The 15918-nt window shown below is 59.4% G+C and carries 17 protein-coding genes; 9 read left to right on the plus strand and 8 right to left on the minus strand.

The window, feature by feature from the left end:
* Positions 1–21: 21 nt before the first annotated feature.
* Positions 22–336, plus strand: coding sequence for a hypothetical protein (locus RI101_08330; GenBank protein MEC4890054.1), 315 nt, complete (start codon positions 22–24; stop codon positions 334–336).
* Between the two features lie 33 nt (positions 337–369).
* Here the strand turns inward: RI101_08330 and RI101_08335 are convergent, their stop codons facing one another.
* Both RI101_08335 and RI101_08340 read right to left on the minus strand, forming a co-directional pair.
* Complete coding sequence (locus RI101_08335) at positions 370–810, minus strand: hypothetical protein (protein MEC4890055.1); 441 nt, start codon at positions 808–810, stop codon at positions 370–372.
* Positions 811–1110: 300 nt separating this feature from the next.
* A complete protein-coding gene (locus RI101_08340) occupies positions 1111–1521 on the minus strand; it encodes a PilZ domain-containing protein (protein MEC4890056.1) in 411 nt (136 codons plus the stop codon).
* A 641-nt stretch (positions 1522–2162) separates the two neighbouring features.
* Here RI101_08340 and RI101_08345 point away from each other — a divergent pair.
* The 3 genes from RI101_08345 to RI101_08355 all read left to right on the plus strand — a co-directional run bounded on the left by RI101_08345 (position 2163) and on the right by RI101_08355 (position 3721).
* Positions 2163–2561, plus strand: coding sequence for a redoxin domain-containing protein (locus RI101_08345; protein MEC4890057.1), 399 nt, complete (start codon positions 2163–2165; stop codon positions 2559–2561).
* A 45-nt stretch (positions 2562–2606) separates the two neighbouring features.
* A complete protein-coding gene (locus RI101_08350; protein ID MEC4890058.1) occupies positions 2607–2828 on the plus strand; it encodes a hypothetical protein in 222 nt (73 codons plus the stop codon).
* A gap of 68 nt (positions 2829–2896) precedes the next feature.
* Positions 2897–3721, plus strand: coding sequence for a hypothetical protein (locus RI101_08355; GenBank protein ID MEC4890059.1), 825 nt, complete (start codon positions 2897–2899; stop codon positions 3719–3721).
* Between the two features lie 448 nt (positions 3722–4169).
* Here the strand turns inward: RI101_08355 and RI101_08360 are convergent, their stop codons facing one another.
* Together RI101_08360 and RI101_08365 are read right to left on the minus strand one after the other, a co-directional pair.
* Positions 4170–4679 (minus strand): hypothetical protein, encoded by a 510-nt coding sequence (locus RI101_08360; GenBank protein MEC4890060.1) that lies wholly within the window; start codon positions 4677–4679, stop codon positions 4170–4172.
* A gap of 310 nt (positions 4680–4989) precedes the next feature.
* Positions 4990–5307, minus strand: coding sequence for a helix-turn-helix transcriptional regulator (locus tag RI101_08365; protein ID MEC4890061.1), 318 nt, complete (start codon positions 5305–5307; stop codon positions 4990–4992).
* Positions 5308–5819: 512 nt separating this feature from the next.
* On the opposite strand from RI101_08365, the gene RI101_08370 reads away from it, so the two are divergent.
* From RI101_08370 to RI101_08390, 5 genes are all read left to right on the plus strand, one after another.
* Positions 5820–6113 (plus strand): BrnA antitoxin family protein, encoded by a 294-nt coding sequence (locus tag RI101_08370; GenBank protein ID MEC4890062.1) that lies wholly within the window; start codon positions 5820–5822, stop codon positions 6111–6113.
* A gap of 219 nt (positions 6114–6332) precedes the next feature.
* Positions 6333–6890, plus strand: coding sequence for a response regulator (locus tag RI101_08375; GenBank protein ID MEC4890063.1), 558 nt, complete (start codon positions 6333–6335; stop codon positions 6888–6890).
* Positions 6884–10153, plus strand: coding sequence for an efflux RND transporter permease subunit (locus RI101_08380; protein MEC4890064.1), 3270 nt, complete (start codon positions 6884–6886; stop codon positions 10151–10153). The genes RI101_08375 and RI101_08380 overlap by 7 nt, the downstream gene beginning before the upstream one ends.
* A 4-nt stretch (positions 10154–10157) precedes the next feature.
* Positions 10158–11396 (plus strand): efflux RND transporter periplasmic adaptor subunit, encoded by a 1239-nt coding sequence (locus RI101_08385; protein MEC4890065.1) that lies wholly within the window; start codon positions 10158–10160, stop codon positions 11394–11396.
* Positions 11393–12748, plus strand: coding sequence for a TolC family protein (locus RI101_08390; protein MEC4890066.1), 1356 nt, complete (start codon positions 11393–11395; stop codon positions 12746–12748). Before RI101_08385 ends, RI101_08390 begins: the two co-directional genes overlap by 4 nt.
* Here the strand turns inward: RI101_08390 and RI101_08395 are convergent.
* The 4 genes from RI101_08395 to tatC all read right to left on the minus strand — a co-directional run bounded on the left by RI101_08395 (position 12738) and on the right by tatC (position 15891).
* Positions 12738–13397, minus strand: a complete 660-nt coding sequence (locus RI101_08395; GenBank protein MEC4890067.1) for a hypothetical protein — start codon at positions 13395–13397, stop codon at positions 12738–12740. The genes RI101_08390 and RI101_08395 overlap by 11 nt on opposite strands.
* A gap of 89 nt (positions 13398–13486) precedes the next feature.
* Positions 13487–13996, minus strand: a complete 510-nt coding sequence (locus tag RI101_08400) for a peptidylprolyl isomerase (protein ID MEC4890068.1) — start codon at positions 13994–13996, stop codon at positions 13487–13489.
* Positions 13997–14018: 22 nt separating this feature from the next.
* A complete protein-coding gene (locus tag RI101_08405; GenBank protein ID MEC4890069.1) occupies positions 14019–15101 on the minus strand; it encodes a hypothetical protein in 1083 nt (360 codons plus the stop codon).
* A gap of 13 nt (positions 15102–15114) precedes the next feature.
* A complete protein-coding gene (tatC, locus tag RI101_08410; protein MEC4890070.1) occupies positions 15115–15891 on the minus strand; it encodes a twin-arginine translocase subunit TatC in 777 nt (258 codons plus the stop codon).
* Between the last annotated feature and the right edge of the window lie 27 nt (positions 15892–15918).

A 15918-nucleotide genomic window follows, 5' to 3' on the forward strand; every position in this document is an offset into this window, starting at 1 on the left:
CCCGATGGTAGGAATACCTTCATGTGGGGATATCGACATGCCGTCTTGCTGCTTGGCATGCTCATCATGGGGCTCAACGGCTGCGCGTCAGGCCCCTACGCACGAGGCGGGCATCCAGCCGGCTACAGCCAGGCCCAAGTAGAGCGGGATTATATGGAATGTGACTACAAAGCTAGAATGGCGAATCAAGACTCATTCTACAACCAGCGTTCGCCCTATCCCTTCGGTCCTGGGCAGCAAAGTCCCGCCGACCATGCCCGCGCGCTGCACGGACTCTCGACCATCAATGCGATGCGAGATACCTGCCTGGCTGCGAAGGGCTACCGGGTCGAGTAACGCCGATTCACGGAACCGATACGATCACACCGATTAAAACGACAGGTAGTCGCAGGGACCGAATATCCGCCGGCCTCCCAGTAAATACAACGTCTCCCCGGACTCCATCTGAACCGGCTTGCTCCATCGCACTTCATAGACATTCGCGGTCCGGCCCCATCTGGAGCGGGACGTATGCACTTCGATTAACTGTTTTTCCTGAATGGAGCGTCCCATGAACAGCAGGATCCCGTCCGCACTCCGGTTGAGCGTATAGCCCTCGCCCTGCTCAATGACAAGCGACTCAGCTTCAGCAGCCTCAAGCACCTCATACGAGCACTGTTGCCGATAGGCCGTACGCGCTTCGGCACGGCGCCACAAAGGGCTGCTCTCTGCGGAGATCGCAGCCGCGCCCTCCGTCTCTCCTCCAGTCTGATCCTGCAGTGCAACCGACGCATATTGGGAGAACACGTCCTCAAGCGAGCGCAGTTCCATGATCAGGCCTCCACAATCACCGGGTGAGATACCGCCCTACCATGCCTTGTGGTGAGAGCAAACACCGTACCGTGTGACCATGAGAACCAATACATTCATTATTGGCTATTTTGGCATCTGCCACCGGATTCTATCTACCAAAGGCTAACTTAGGTGAAGGGAATAGAGGTCACTCCATCCACCGACCAATGCTTTATGTATATGATTTTACAGAGACTATAGAAATTGTAGCCAATACCATTCACTAGCGAGGAAAGTCCTTCACCCAAACCTGGCAGGTTGTACGGGGCAATCGACGAGTCAGGAACGAGGAGGACTGGCAGCAGCAGAACTGGGATATTCTGAAAATACGCTCAGGCCCTTCTGTTCATCCGCCCGGGACTTCAGCGTGCGAATGAGCTCTAGACGCAATGCGCCATTGAGCCGTTGCCGGGCCTCAAATGGCAGACGAAGAAACTCCACTCCGAACTGATGCCCCTCCACCCATTTGACCGTGCCCAGGTCGATCGGCAGGGCCGATGGTTGATCGGGCAGCAGAACACTCACGCGGACATCGCTGCCACGGAGCAGCTCCCGGTCACACATGACCGAACAGCCCTTCAGCGACAGGTTGGTCAGAACCCCTTCGCCGACAAATGACGTCCCGCCAATAATGACGGGACAGTGGAGCGGAAACCGAGGATAGGTCCGAGCATAGTGAGAAGGCACCATCACACCTCCATGACCTCTTAAGGGCGGATTGTACCCGGATAAACTAAACGAACGCTATCCCACCTTGGGAGGGGGCACGGCAGTCATGACATGATTCACAAGACCCTTGGCTCTTGATTTCCTGATACGGAGGGACGGTGGACGGAGGCAGGCGGAAAACCATTTCAGAGTCTTGCCAAGAAAATGCCAACGAGTCCCCGCACAGAAAATATTTTCCAGGAAAGCAGTTGACAACCACGCCATATATTGATAATGAGAATAGATATCATGAGCGAATCGGCGACGTCCTTTCCGATTTGCCCTTCCAACACGAGTCTTCGCGAGGCCAGAGGTCGTAAAGACCGGAGCCCAAGGCATCAGCCGATGCCTTGGGCTTTTTTATTATCAGCACGACGCTACACACAGTCGGCAATCAGGAATGACTGCCTACACGAAAGGAGAAGCGATGACCGGAGCATGCCAGAAATGCGGTGGATTGTTAGTCGTTGACAGAGTGCTGGACTACTACGGACCAATGGCGGGGGTGAAATGCGTCAACTGCGGATGGTTTCGCCGGGATCTCCAGCCCTGGTTCACCCCGGCAGGAAGATCGATAGGCCGCGGGTCTTCACGCAATCGGCTCACACAATAGGAGAAGCGCCGTGAAACAAACCGGAACGTATGCGTTGGATTTTCAGGGGCCGGCACTCATTGGAGACCGTCTCACCTATCTGCGTGGTGCACAATATGCCGATACGGTTGTCGCGCTGTGCTTTCCGCCTGATGCCAGGCTGATTTCGGCGGAAAAGATCGATTGGCAAGCACACCGGCTGCAGGAGCTTGGCGCAGCCCTGCTGATCGTCTGCTCCAGCGCCTACCCCTTGCGTCGCTTGTGGGCGGACCAAAGGAATACCCTCGCCACACCGGTCTTGGCCGATCTTTGCGGGCGCATCCGCCGGTCATTCGGCGTCGCCGTCGCGGAGGAGGCCCAGCGATGCCACACATTCGTAATCGACCGGATGGGCATCCTGCGGTTGCGCGTGAACCATGACTTTATCTGACCACTGTCCAGTACCCATTGCCTGCCAAGCCGAAAGGAGACTGCCGTGAGGGAGAAGAATTTACAGATCCTTGGACCGACGAAGTTGGTGCTGTGCGAATGCGGACGGCTGCACGTGACCTGCGGCGCCGTCACGCTCCATTTCGACCGCGACGAATTCCTCGTATTTGCCGGCTCAATGAACCGGCTCGCGGCAATCGTGAAACAGCAGCCTGTCCATGCGGGAGGAGCAGCCAGGCCGGACGCACAGACCCAGATGTGCCATTAAAAGAACCGCGCCTTCTTTCTTCTTGTCCTTCCGCAGGCCTAGAATACTTTTATATAGGGAGGGACAACGTGCGACTCCGATGTGCCGCCATAGGGCTGCTGGCCTCATTCCTTTTCGCATCTGCTTCCGCCGCCTCAGGCAAGACGGCCAGAGAAAAGAATGATCTGATCGGTCCGGTTCGATCCGTCGTCACCATGACACCAGACTCGTCCTTCGCTGACACCTATGATCGCGCGGGCAATCTGACCGAGGCACTCATCTATCAACGGGACGAACACACCTCAGTCCGGTATGTCTTTACCTATGGCCAGCGAGGCGAGCTGCAAGAAGAGAACGCCTATGAGACCGACGGGACGCTCAGCTACCGCAAACTCTTCGCCTACGCGCACGACCCAGACGGCCTGGAAACAGCCGTGGCCGCCGCCTCGCAAGAAGGCGAGTTTCACCATGTGGAATTTTCACGCTACGACCGGCACGGAACCCTGTCCGAAACGATCCGTGCCGACAGAGCAGGGACGAGCCGAAATCTGTTCGATGTCCTCGGACGCCTCCTCTATTCAGGGCAATACAGAGAAGGGCAATTGCTGGGCGAGTCAGGCCGCACCTATGACAGCCAAGGCAGATTGATCGCGGTGACCAGTTACAGCCCCGGTGGAGTAGTCGCAGGAAGAGTTACGCACGAGTACGACGAGGTGGGGAAACGGATCCGGACGACGACCGAGACCCTTCAGCACGGTGGGACGAGCCGATGGATCACCACCTATGAATACGACGGCGCAGGCAACTGGATTAAAGAACTCACGCGGCAGGAACCGAGTACTCCATCAGCTACCGAATCAGCGCCAAGCCAGATGCTGCAAGAGCGGCTGATCGATTATTACGAAACACGGTAACGCCGAACTCGGATGGCGGAGCTGGACATTCAGAAAAAGATTCCCGACCCCTTTGTTTCCGACCCGCTTATTCGTCCGGCGAGGCACTTCTTTAGTGTCGCGGATCACGACTTTCAGGCCAACAGGAGTATCTGATTTCAATCTTCCCATTCTTATTAGAGGTGACAATCCTGGGACCACCTCGTAAAATGGTTTCCTCGGCGCCTGAAATATTATCATTCTTATTCTTAAGCCTCGTGAAGTGGTCTGCGAGTGCCTTCTCTTGTAGTTCTACACACTCTTCAAAAGTCTTCGCAGTTCCGACTACGGTCCATTCTTTTGAACTACTATCCCCTGGTAAAATTACTTGCAAGTCATGCCAGAGAATCCAAGCACAGTCGGCAAGGACGATCGTAGACGTAGCGGTTATTAAGGCCGTGAGGACAACGATCATTGCTAACTTCATATTTCATTCCTCCTTTTCGAGCAGGAAACGGACGAGTCGTTCAAATGTCCAGATCTCGCATCGCATGGTATGAGCCATGACTCGCTTCGTGAGTGTACGATCATCAGTGACCAACACGTCAGCCTTGGCTGCAGCAGTGGCACCGATTAGCGCATCCTGCATTTTGCCGCGCCCACTAGTGGTGAACACTTCTAGCTCAGCGGCGGAATCCTTTATCTCGGCGTGGCCCAACCTAGAGATCCCAAGCACGAAGCCGGAAGTAGGGAGTTCAATGATCGGGAGCACATCATATACCTCCAGAAGCTGTGCGCGGCGCCCCGCATCACTCGTCTGGGCAAGCTGATCCCTGACTACGTGGATGAGTACGAAAACGATGCCACGTTGCTTGGCGGCTGCACTGATTTCATCCAACAATTTTGTGCTCACGAGCGAATTGATAGCATCCGTATCAAGAGCGATGCGCTTCACTCCACCAACGTCATCACCGTTGGTTACAACTCCATCACCAGTCATTGGCTAGAGCCTCCGTTCCGTCCGATCTAAAAGCTCAATAATTCTACCTAGCAGGACTTCGATAGCCGCAAGCCTCTGAATAATAAGATGGGCGTTGTATGCCATCCAGGTGCCCAATGTGCACACTAGAACCACGGCCACTATCACATAGGTATTCTCAGCCATATTTCCTCCTTATCTGTCAAAGAACGAGGGTCAGGTCTTGCAATCACGCATTCGGGAGAAACCAACGTGGTCGTGAGCCTTTTTCCGACTGCGCGACGCGATGCAGTCCAGGCCATCCCCGTCTCACTGTGCGCGATGGCCACGCTTACGCGGCCCGGTGGGTGTGAGGCCCAGGCACCAGCGTAATATCGAGCCGCCCGCCGCAGGCCAGGACAATCCTCTGCAGCGTGCGAAGTTCATAGCGATCGTACTCCGCGTTTTCGTACCGGCTGATGGCCGAGGCCGTGGTTTTCGCTCGCTGCGCCACTTGCGCCTGAGTCAGTCCGGCCTCTTGACGCAGCCGGGAAAGCTGCTCACCAATGGCTAGCTTCTGCATTTCCGCCTCGAACCCTTTGCGAAACTTCGAATCTGCCAGTTTTCTATCCAGCCACCCCTTGCCCGTTCTTGCTGCTTTAGCTTTCATGTTTCCCTCTCCCCTCACAGTCTTTCTTGCAGGCTTCTGCCGGAGCAGCCCCGCCCGGAGCGATGTAGAACTCGATCCGAAACACCGCGCCGTCATGGACCAGGCGGCGTACCGGCACCTTGCTCGATAGACGTGCATTCTCCCTCTTTCGGAAACATAGCATATACGCTACAAATCGAACAAGCACGCAGCGATGACCTTCTTGTCTCTCGCCTAAAGACTTGCGAGATCGTGGCAGCAGGATTCGCGATGCCGGAAGTCCGCCAGTGTTGCCTACAGCACCAGTTTCGTATATACATAACTGGTGTTCGAATGGGACCCCAGGAAGGCCACCAGCAACAAGACCAAGCATGGGGTCTCCTTTGAAGAAGCCGGTACGGCCTTCTTTGACTCAGCCGGCCTTGACGGTGAGGACGTCGCCCACTCGACCACGGAAACGAGACGATTCCGGCTGGCACAATCGGCAGCCGGTCACATTCTCGTCATCGCGTATACGCTCAGGAGCCACGGCCATGAAAAAACTATCAGAGTCATCAGTGCGCGACGGGCGAACCGGAAAGAAAAAAAGCGCTACCAAGAAGCGAAAGATTGATTATTCGGACATCCCTCCACTCTCCGACCGGCAACTTGCCTCTATGCGTCGAATAGGACGACCTCCTTTGGGCGAGGAGCGGCGGCAACTCATTGCCATCCGGCTAGATTCTAATGTGCTCCGCTGGCTGAAATCCCTCGCAGCCGAGCGGGAAGTTCCCTACCAATCACTCATCAACGACCTGTTGGCGGGAGAGATGAAGAAGGCCAGCTAGCCTCTTCTTCTAACCCCGCATTTTCCTCCAGGCAATCCTCCCTCTGGAATTTCTCCATCCCCCTCTGGAATTTCTCCCCAACTCTTAGATCGTTTCTCGTATCTCGTCGTTCGTCGTTCGCATGACTTTTACCGATTAACTCACTGTTATTCCGCAGCATTCCGCCATCACTCCATCCCCTATCGTCCTCGGCACGGTCCCTGCTGATACATTTCACCGATGCCGACTCATTCTTCCATACTCTTGATCGACGACAGCCCCGGCGAGTGCGAACTGTTTCGCCTGGCGCTGAAGCAGACCGGGCTCGATGTCGCCCTCTTTACCGAGCAGGATGCCGAGGCGGCGTTTCATTTTCTTGAGGACCGTTATCACCAATCACCTATCCAATACTCCTCTAGCGAGACGGCTGGCGTGGTCTCCACTGCGCGCGTCGAACGAGGGGAGTCTTCGACCGCGCGTTCCGCGAGCACAGAGACCATGCCAGCCGTCTCGCACTCCCTCCCTTCCCTCATTCTGTTGGACCTCCACCTTCGCGGTGAGGACGGCTGCGAGTTGTTGAAACGGCTCAGGTCTGATGCGCGGTTTGCCGCGATCCCCATCGTCATCTTCACCACGTCGGATGACCAGCAGGATGTCGCTCGCTGTTATGCCGGCGGAGCCAATGGCTATGTCGTAAAACCCGGCACCTTTGCGGAACTCATTCAATGCAGCGGCGATCTCTGCCGCTTTTGGCTGGATCGAAACAGAGTACCGTCAATGATTGGAACCCCATGCTGACCAAAGCGGCGCTGAAAAATCCCTACGCTGTCTTTGCCATCTGCATGATCGCGCTGGTGCTGGGCGGCGTGTCGTACCAGAAGATGCGGGTGGACATCTTCCCGGAAATCAAAATCCCCACGATCCTTGTCACCACCTTCTACCGCGGCATGAGTCCCAGCGAGATGGAAGGGGCCATCACGCTCAAGATGGAGCAGCGCTTCGTCGAAGCCAGCTACGTGGAGCACATCGAGTCGCAGTCGCTCGCCGGGATGAGCTACATCAAAGTCTTCTTCCAGCCGGAATACAGCATCGATTCGGCCCAGTCGGAGCTGACCAGCCTGGCCTACAGCATCATCCGGCTCCTGCCGCCGGGCGTCTATCCGCCTTCCGTCTATAAGTTCGGCGTATCGAGCCTGCCGGTGGGGCTGCTCTCCGTGAGCAGCGAAACGCTCGGACCGAAGGACATCCGCGACCTGGCCTATTTCACCGTGCGCCAGCAGATCGCCACAATCCCCGGCATTTCGTTCGGCCCTCCGCTGGGCGGCAAAGTCCGGCAGATCACCGTGTTCATGGACCAATCGCGCATGCTCGCGCGCGGCATCTCCCCCTCGGACGTCGTGAAGGCGATCAACTCGCAGAGCGCGATCATCCCGGCGGGCGATATCAAGATCGGCGATCTGGACTACTACGTCTATTCCAACAGCCTCATCGACGCGGTGGACAAGATCAACGACATTCCCATCAAAGTGGTGAACGGCACGCCGATCCTGGTGCGCGATATCGGCACGGCGGCGGACAGTGCGGCGATTCAGACGTCCATCGTACGGGTGAACGGCCGTGAGGCGACGTACATCCCCATCACCCGGCAGGAAGGCGCCAATACGCTGGAAGTCACGGATGGGATTCGCGCGAAACTGCCGAAGCTGACCGAGATTCCCGCCGGCGCCACGGTGAAGTTTCTCTACGACCAGTCGCTCTATATCCGGCAGGCCATCACCAACCTCCAAAAGGAAGGGTTGCTGGGCGCAGGGCTCGCGGGATTGATGATCTTCCTGTTCCTGCGGAGCATCAAGGCGGCGCTCGTCGTCGGCCTGGCCATTCCCCTCTCGCTCACCGCCGCGCTGGTCGCGCTCTACCTGACCGGCCAGTCGGTGAACATCATGACGTTGGGCGGCTTGGCCCTGGTGATCGGCACCCTGCTGGATAACAACATCGTCGTGCAGGAGAACCTGCACCGTCATCTGGAAATGGGAAAGGACGGCCGCACGGCGGCGGAGGACAGTGCCGTCGAACTGACGTTGCCCATCCTCGTGGCGACGATCTGCATTTTGATCGTCTACCTGCCGATCATGTTCTTCTCCGGCATCATTAAGTACCTCTTCGTCCCACTAGCCATGACCGTGGCCTTCGCCATGCTGGCGGACTATGCCGTCTCGATGACGGTGACGCCGGTGGTCTTGTCGCGGCTCTATCACGGAGGACATGGCGGCGAGGCGGGCGGCAAGGGGCACGAGGACAAAGATTGGTTCCGCTTCGTGCTGGCCATCTACGAACCGGTGCTCAGGGCGGGCGTGCGCTTCAAGCCGGTCGTGATCGGCTTGGCCCTGCTCGCCCTCATTGGGACCGGCGCCTTGCTGCTGCCGCGCCTCCACAGCGAGTTCTTCCCCAAGGTCGATGCCGGCAACTTCACCATGCTTGTGAGCGCGCCGGAAGGCTCGCGCATCGAAAAGACGACGGCGATTGTGGCCGACATCGAAAAGCTGGTGCAGGAGACGATCCCGAAGCAGGACCTGGAAGAGGTGATCTCCAACACCGGCCTCTATTTCGGCGACGCGGCCAGATTCGCCCCCAACACCGGCAACCACACCGCCTTCGTGCTGGTGAATCTCGTCACCGGCCACGAAGGAAAGACCGACGACTATGTCTCAACCCTGCGAACCAAGTTGCGCGAGTCCCTCCCCGGTGTAGAAGTCTCCTTTCAAACCGGCGGCATCATCAGCGACGTGCTGAACTTCGGCCTGCGCGCGCCGATCGATATTCAGGTGAAGGGCCCGTCGCTGGATCTCATTCGCCCGGTGGCGGAAGCTATCCAGCAGAAAGTCGCCCAGGTGCCGAACACGGTGGATGTGCGCATCAAGCAGGGCAAGAGCTATCCCGAACTGCACATCGACGTGGACCGGACGAAAGCCGCCTACTACGGCATCACCCAGGATCGCGTGATCGTGGACGTGATCACCGGCATCAGCTCGAACATCGCCTTGAGCCCGAACTTTTGGCTCGATCCCAAAACCGCCAACGGCTATTTCCTGCTGGCCCAATTTCCTGAACAGTCCCTGACGAAGACGGAAGACCTGCTGAACATCCCGATCATCGGGGCGCGCACGGCGCTGGGACCAACTTCGTCCCTCACCACGGGTGGCACGACCGGCTCGACCATCGCGCTTCAGAACACACCCTTCGCGGGACGCAATCTCGACCTCTCCAACGGCTTCTACGCCTCCGGCGACGAACGGCGCGGCCCGCCCGTGCTGCTGCGTGATGTGGCCTCCCTGAACATGAAAACCGGGCCGGACTCGGTCGATCACTACGACCTCTCCCGGCTCATCGATGTGCTGGTGACGCCGGTCGGCAACGATCTGGGCCACGTCGCCAAAGACATCGAACAGGCGCTCGCCACCGTGCCCCTGCCGAAAGACGTGACGATCCAGCTCAAAGGCGAAGTGGCCAACATGCGTTCCGCCTTCAGCAATTTCGCCCTGGCCCTGCCGCTGGCCGTGCTGCTGATCTATCTCGTGATGGTCGGGCTGTTCCGCTCCTTCATCGATCCGTTGATCATTCTGGTCGCGGTGCCGCTCGGCTGGATCGGCACCGTGCTCATGCTCCATTTCACGAATACGTCGGTGAACGTGGAGTCGATGATCGGCACCCTCATGATGATGGGCATCGTGGTGTCGAACAGCATCTTGCTCGTGGACTTTGCCAACCGGATGGTGGACGCCGGCGCGTCGGCGGAACAGGCGGTGTTGGAAGCGGGCAAGCGCCGCATCCGGCCCATCCTCATGACCGCCCTGGCCACGATCCTCGGGCTCTTGCCGCTCGCCTTGGGATTCGGCGAAGGCAATGAAACCATGGTGCCCCTCGCCCGCGCGGTCGTCGGCGGACTTGCAGTGTCCACGATGATGACCCTGCTGGTCGTGCCTGTGATGCATGCTCTCGTACTGGGACGCCGGGTGCCTATCATTGAACCAGTGACCCCGTCAGCGACCGGAGAGGATCTCTAATACTATGATGCACTCGTCTCTCACCATCCTGCTCGCTCTTCTGCTAGCCGCCGCTGGCTGTCAACGGGAGCAGCCTCCGCCGCAGGCGAAACAGGACAGCCCCCCCAAGCCGGCCCCGGCTGAGAACGGCTCCGCCAACGGCGCGCCCGTGGAGATCGATCCCACTCACCCCGTCGATGTACAGGTCACAAAGCCGGCGCGGCAACCGCTGGTCTATACCATCGCGCTCCCGGCTAATGTCTCGCCGCGCTACCAGACCACGCTCTATGCGAAGGTCTCCGGCTATTTGAAATGGATCGGCCCGGACAAAGGCGACCATGTGAAGAAGGACGAAGTCGTCGCCATCATCGACGCCCCTGAAGTCGAAGAGCAGTATCAGCAGGCCGTCGCCGACTACAAAATCAAGAAGATCACGTTCGAGCGGCTCGACAAGGTCTGGAAGGAATCGCCGGACGTGATCGCGAAGCAGGACGTGGACGTGGCCGAAGCCACCTACCATGGGGCCAAGAATCTCATGCAGCAGCGGGCCGCCATGCGCGAATACACGAAGGTGCGCGCCCCCTACGACGGCATCGTGACGGCGCGGTTCGCCGATCCCGGCGCCTTGATCCAAGTGGCGACCTCCTCCGCCACGAATGCGATTCCTCTCTTCACCATCATGGATTTGGACACTGTGCGCGTGTACACGAACGTGCCGCAGGACGATTCTCCCTGGATTGTCCCTGGCAAGACCAACGCCACCGTGAAAGTGAAGGAACTGCCGGATCGGGCCTTTACAGGCACCGTCACCCGGTCCACGCTGGCGCTCGACCCCTCCACGCGCAGCCTGCTGGTGGAAATCGACTTGCCCAATCCCGGCCACGCGCTGCGCCCCGGCACCTTTGCCGAAGTGTCGCTGGGCCTGCGCGAGATCCCGAATGCGCTGGTGCTCCCGCCACAGGCCATCATCAGCGGCACGAAGGGAAAATCGGTCTTTATTGTCGAGCAGGGCAAGGCGAAGTCGGTCCCGGTGCAAACCGGCATCACGGACGGCAAGTGGATGGAGGTCACGACCGGCCTCAGCGGCGATGAAGAGGTCGTCGTGGTCGGCAAGAGAAAGCTGCTGGAAGGCAGCCCTGTCCAGGTCTCGCCCTTCAAACTGCCAGAGGCAAAACCCTCGCAACAAAAGTTTGAGCGGAAGTCGGCGGGAGTGCCGCCTCAGCCTCAGAGCCCCCCTCCCACGACGCAAGGAGCCAAACCATGATGCCGACCCTGTTTTTCTTGATGCTCGTGCTCGCACTGCCGATGGCAGCACCCACCCAGGCGCAGCCATCCGGTCCGGCCGACTCGGCGGCCAAAGGGCGCTTTCTCGGATTGCAGCAGGCGATTGAAACCGGCCTGCAGAACCATCCGATCGTGCAGGAGGCCAACGCCGGCCTCGCCGCCTCCAGCGCCAGGACGGATCAAACCAAATCGCTCTATTATCCTCAAGTATTTGCGAACGCCGACGGCACAGCCGGGTCCGGCCGCCTGAATCCCCGCTTCCTTGTCGGCGGCGGCTTGCTCCAGCCCAACTTGAGCACCTATACCGCCGGCGTCCTGGCCAGCCAGCGGATCTACGATTTCGGCTTCACCAAGAATCTGGTGGAGTCATCCCAGTACGGCGAGCGGGCCCAGGAGCAGGACGTCCACGCCCGGCGCGCGCTGGTGATCGTTTCCATTCAACGCAGCTATCTGAACAGCCTGAAGCGGCAACGGCTCGTGCGCATCGCGGAAGAAACCGTGCGGGAGCGCGGCATCATCACCGGACAGATCGAGACGCTCTACCGGCAGCAGCTCAAGTCCAAACTGGATCTGGATCTGGTCAAGGTGGAGCTGGTGAACGCGGAATCGCTGCTGGTCCGCAGCCGCAACGACCTTAAGGCCAGTTTCGCCGACCTCAACCGCACCATGGGCATCGCCGGGTCGGACGACTATACGCTGGAAGACGTCACCACCGACGTGAAAATTCCGCGCGCGCTGAGCGACCTGATCGCGGATAGCCTGGCGCATCCGGAACTCAAACGGGCCAAAGAACAGACGGCTTCGGCCGAAGCGAAGAAGCGGGCCATGAAAAGCCAGTACCTGCCGACTGTCTCCGCGATTGCAAGCGGCGGCTACTACGACACGTTCGATCCCAACCGCAACGTGGCGACGGGCGGCTGGTGGGCGGCGGGCGGGATGGTCTCCATGCCGCTGTTTACGGGCGGGCTGATCGAAAATCAGGTGAAGGAAGCGAGCGCTCAGGAGGCTGCCGCGCTGGCCCAGAGCAACAATATCGAACAGGCGCTCACGCAGCAGGTGACAAACGCCTACCTCGACACGGTGACGTTCACCCAACAGATCAAGCTGGCGGAAGAACTGGTCAAAACGGCACAGGAGGCCTTAAGCCTGGCCAAGCAGCGCTACAAACTCGGCCTCGGCTCGATCGTGGAGGTGACCCAATCGGAAGTGGGCCTCACGGCGGCCCAGACGAAATTGGCTGAAGCCCAGTACGATTACAAGATTGCCGAGGTCACGCTGGCCTATGCCTCGGGAGGGCAGGCCCAGCTGGAGATCGATCCGGCTAGTCGGTAGGCTTCGTGGGAGTCTCGGCCTTCAGCGCGGCCAGCTTCGCAAGGTTGATGACCACCTCGTCCGCCCCGTTGGCCAGCACACCGTCGATCCAGCTACTCTCGGTGCGCCGCATCGCTTCATGCGGCTGGAAGAAGAGATCGAATCCCTTGGCGGCGGTGGGCCGCATGGGATACCGGCGGTCATAGATCATCCCGTACGTGGGAATGCCGTACACAATCTGCCAATTCCCCAAGATCAGATGCAGCTCATCGTCCTTGACGTAGAGCCCGCCGGAGGTAATCACCCGTTTTGTGGAGGTCTGCGGCAGGCTGAGATAGAAGGTCACCCGCTCATTGGGCTGGGCTTTGGCCAGCGCGTCGGCCACATGGACCGACAAGATGGCCAGCTCCTCCTCCTGAAACGCCGGCGTAAAGGGGGCCTCCCCTTGCAGCCAGTTCTGCAGCCAGATCCGGCGCTCCTGGATCATCAGCCCCTGAAAAATCCCGCGCAGCGTCTCTGGCCCAATGATCGCCGGATGGCTGTGCTGGCTCGGCGGCCACTCCGGCAGAAAATGCTCCTCCTGCTCCAGCCGCACATAGTTCACGGGATCTTCGTAGATCGTCCGCGAGGGCACCTGGGGAATGGGGCAGCCGGCGAGGACGGCGCACACGAGTGCGCCTCGTAAAACGTAAGACGTGAGACGTGAGACGGTCCGGATCGTGGCACTCACCTGTTACGTTTCACCTTTCACGTTTCACGTTACTCGCTGATCGTGACCGTCATCTCGACACGCTCGAGGGGATTGTCGTTGCCGTCGCGCTTCATGGCCACCACTTTGTCGGCCACGTCCATCCCGCTCACAACTTCGGCAAACACGGTGTATTGCCAGTCGAGAAAGTTGGCATCCGCCACGCAGATGAAGAACTGCGAGCCCGCGCTGTTCGGATCGTTGGAGCGCGCCATGGAGACGATGCCCCGCTTGTGCGGCTTGCTGTTGAACTCGGCCTTGATCTTGTAGCCGGGCCCACCCATGCCGTGCATGGAACGATCCGGGTTCTTGCTGTTGGGATCGCCGCCCTGGATCATGAAGCCGGGAATGACGCGATGAAACGTCGTCCCGTTGTAGAAGCCCTCTCTCGCCAGCTTCGTGAAGTTTTCCACATGCCCGGGGGCGACATCGGGAAAAAACTGCAGCACGATCTCGCCCAACGGCTGCCCCTTGCTCGCCACCGCAATCGTGGCCCTGGTCTTCGCGCTTGCATCAGCCATATTCCTAGATCCTTTCCATGAGTTATCGGAAGCGGAACGGCGGCGGGACGAGCCCTGCCTCCATGCCTTGGTTGATCGCCACCCACGTGGCATGATCGTCGCTGCGAAACACGCCTGAACTCGTCCCGGCATACAAGGCGCCGTCACTCCCGCCGACCATCGCCTGGATGGAGAGGTTGGTGAGGCCCTTATTCACCGGGATCCACTGACGCCCCTTGTCGATCGTCTTAAAGATCCCGTTCCCCGTCGCCACGACCAGGCCCTCGTCGAGGATCACGAGACCGCGAATGGAATCGTTGGGCAAGGCGCGGCTGATCGAGCGCCAGGTCGTGCCGCCGTCGGCGCTGCGGAACACCCCGCCGTCGAACGTGCCGGCTAAAATACCCTGATCCCGATCGATGGCCAGCACCCGGATATAGTTTTCGATCATGCCCTCATGATCTTTGAGGCCATGCCGCACCCGGTCCCATCCGCTGGCGTTCTGTTTGAACCGGAGCACCCCCTTGCCCGAAGTGCCGGCATAGAGCGTGCCGTCAGCCGAACGGGCCAGCGCATGGACGAGAATATCGGTGAGTCCCGCCGTCACGATAGTCCAGCGGTCGCCGGCTTGATTCAGCCCGTAGACCCCGTCGCTCGTGCCCGCATACACGCCCTCGTGCGTAACGAGCAGGGCCTTGATCTCCAGCCGCTTGAATCCGGCATTGATGGCTTGCCAGGTCTTGCCCTCGTCCTTCGATCGGAACACCCCGCCGCGAAACGTGCCGGCGTAGACCACGCCATCCCGTCCGGTCGCCAGGCTCAGGATAAAGGGATCGGTGACGCCGGCGCCGACCGGCGCCCAGGTGCCGCCCCGATCGCCGCTGCGAAAAATCCCGTTGCCAAATGATCCGGCATAGACGATCTCTTTGCCGGAGAGGGTCAGGGCCTGCACACTCGCAATGGTCTGGCCGAATGGCCCGTCTGGGCCAAACGCTCCGGCCGCCGGCACGTCGCCATGAGGGGACGGCACGCCCGATTGTGGCGCAGAAGGCTCCGCCCACGCCATGCCGTCTAGCTGGGCGCACAGCACGGAGCCGGCCAGAATAAACCGAATAAGCGCGTTCATCGCCGTCCCATCCTTATCGCACCCTGGTTCCCGCCGTGCCAATCGGCAAATCCGGATCCAACGGCAGATCCACCCCTCCGCTGTCCTGCCCCTTGCCGAACAGTCTGGCGCCCAGAATGCCGATCTCATACAGCACCATCATCGGCACCGCCATCAGGAGCATCGTGAAGAGCGTCGCGTCCGGCGTGACGATCGCGGAAATGATCAGCGTGGTCAGGATCGCATGCCTGCGATACTGGGCGAAGACCTTGCCCGTGACCACGCCCGCGCGCGCCAGCAGCGTCATCGCCAGCGGCAGCTCGAAGGCACAGCCGAAGATGAGCAAAAACTTCACATTGAAATCGATATAGGTGCCGACGCTCAGCTGCGGGGTGATATCCCGGTCCATGCCGAAGCTCACAAAAAAGTCGATGACCAGCGGCAGAATCACGAGATTACAGAACACGAGCCCCAGCCCGAATAGCCCCCCCGCCAGCATGAACAACGGAATGGCCCACCGCTGTTCCTTCGGCAGCAAGGCCGGCTCGACGAACTTCCAGCACTGATAGAAGATCACCGGCAGGCTCAGAATGATGGCCGAGAGAAACGACACTTTGATGGATGCAAACAGCGCCTCGGTCGGTCCGTAGAACACCAGCTGATTGGGAAACGGCCGGTTGAGCCACGCGACCATCTCGGCGGAAAACGAAAAGGTGACAATCAGCGCGGTCAGGATCGTGGCCCCGATGACGATCAATCGCCGCTTGACGGTCTGAATATGGGCGGCCAGCGGATTGATGAGTTGGGCCATGGTGCGTAGACCGGGCCGGCGGCTGAA

The sequence above is a fragment of the Nitrospira sp. genome, assembly GCA_035968315.1.
In the GTDB taxonomy this organism is placed as follows: domain Bacteria; phylum Nitrospirota; class Nitrospiria; order Nitrospirales; family Nitrospiraceae; genus Nitrospira_D.

What these genes read in the sequence shown, in the direction of transcription:
- tatC (MEC4890070.1), bottom strand. Translation starts at nt 15,891, where the DNA reads ATGGCCCAACTCATCAATCCGCTGGCCGCCCATATTCAGACCGTCAAG.
- RI101_08365 (MEC4890061.1), bottom strand. Translation starts at nt 5,307, where the DNA reads ATGAAAGCTAAAGCAGCAAGAACGGGCAAGGGGTGGCTGGATAGAAAA.
- RI101_08380 (MEC4890064.1), top strand. Translation starts at nt 6,884, where the DNA reads ATGCTGACCAAAGCGGCGCTGAAAAATCCCTACGCTGTCTTTGCCATC.
- RI101_08375 (MEC4890063.1), top strand. Translation starts at nt 6,333, where the DNA reads ATGCCGACTCATTCTTCCATACTCTTGATCGACGACAGCCCCGGCGAG.
- RI101_08335 (MEC4890055.1), bottom strand. Translation starts at nt 810, where the DNA reads ATGGAACTGCGCTCGCTTGAGGACGTGTTCTCCCAATATGCGTCGGTT.
- RI101_08340 (MEC4890056.1), bottom strand. Translation starts at nt 1,521, where the DNA reads ATGGTGCCTTCTCACTATGCTCGGACCTATCCTCGGTTTCCGCTCCAC.
- RI101_08370 (MEC4890062.1), top strand. Translation starts at nt 5,820, where the DNA reads ATGAAAAAACTATCAGAGTCATCAGTGCGCGACGGGCGAACCGGAAAG.
- RI101_08330 (MEC4890054.1), top strand. Translation starts at nt 22, where the DNA reads ATGTGGGGATATCGACATGCCGTCTTGCTGCTTGGCATGCTCATCATG.
- RI101_08390 (MEC4890066.1), top strand. Translation starts at nt 11,393, where the DNA reads ATGATGCCGACCCTGTTTTTCTTGATGCTCGTGCTCGCACTGCCGATG.
- RI101_08360 (MEC4890060.1), bottom strand. Translation starts at nt 4,679, where the DNA reads ATGACTGGTGATGGAGTTGTAACCAACGGTGATGACGTTGGTGGAGTG.
- RI101_08400 (MEC4890068.1), bottom strand. Translation starts at nt 13,996, where the DNA reads ATGGCTGATGCAAGCGCGAAGACCAGGGCCACGATTGCGGTGGCGAGC.
- RI101_08385 (MEC4890065.1), top strand. Translation starts at nt 10,158, where the DNA reads ATGATGCACTCGTCTCTCACCATCCTGCTCGCTCTTCTGCTAGCCGCC.
- RI101_08405 (MEC4890069.1), bottom strand. Translation starts at nt 15,101, where the DNA reads ATGAACGCGCTTATTCGGTTTATTCTGGCCGGCTCCGTGCTGTGCGCC.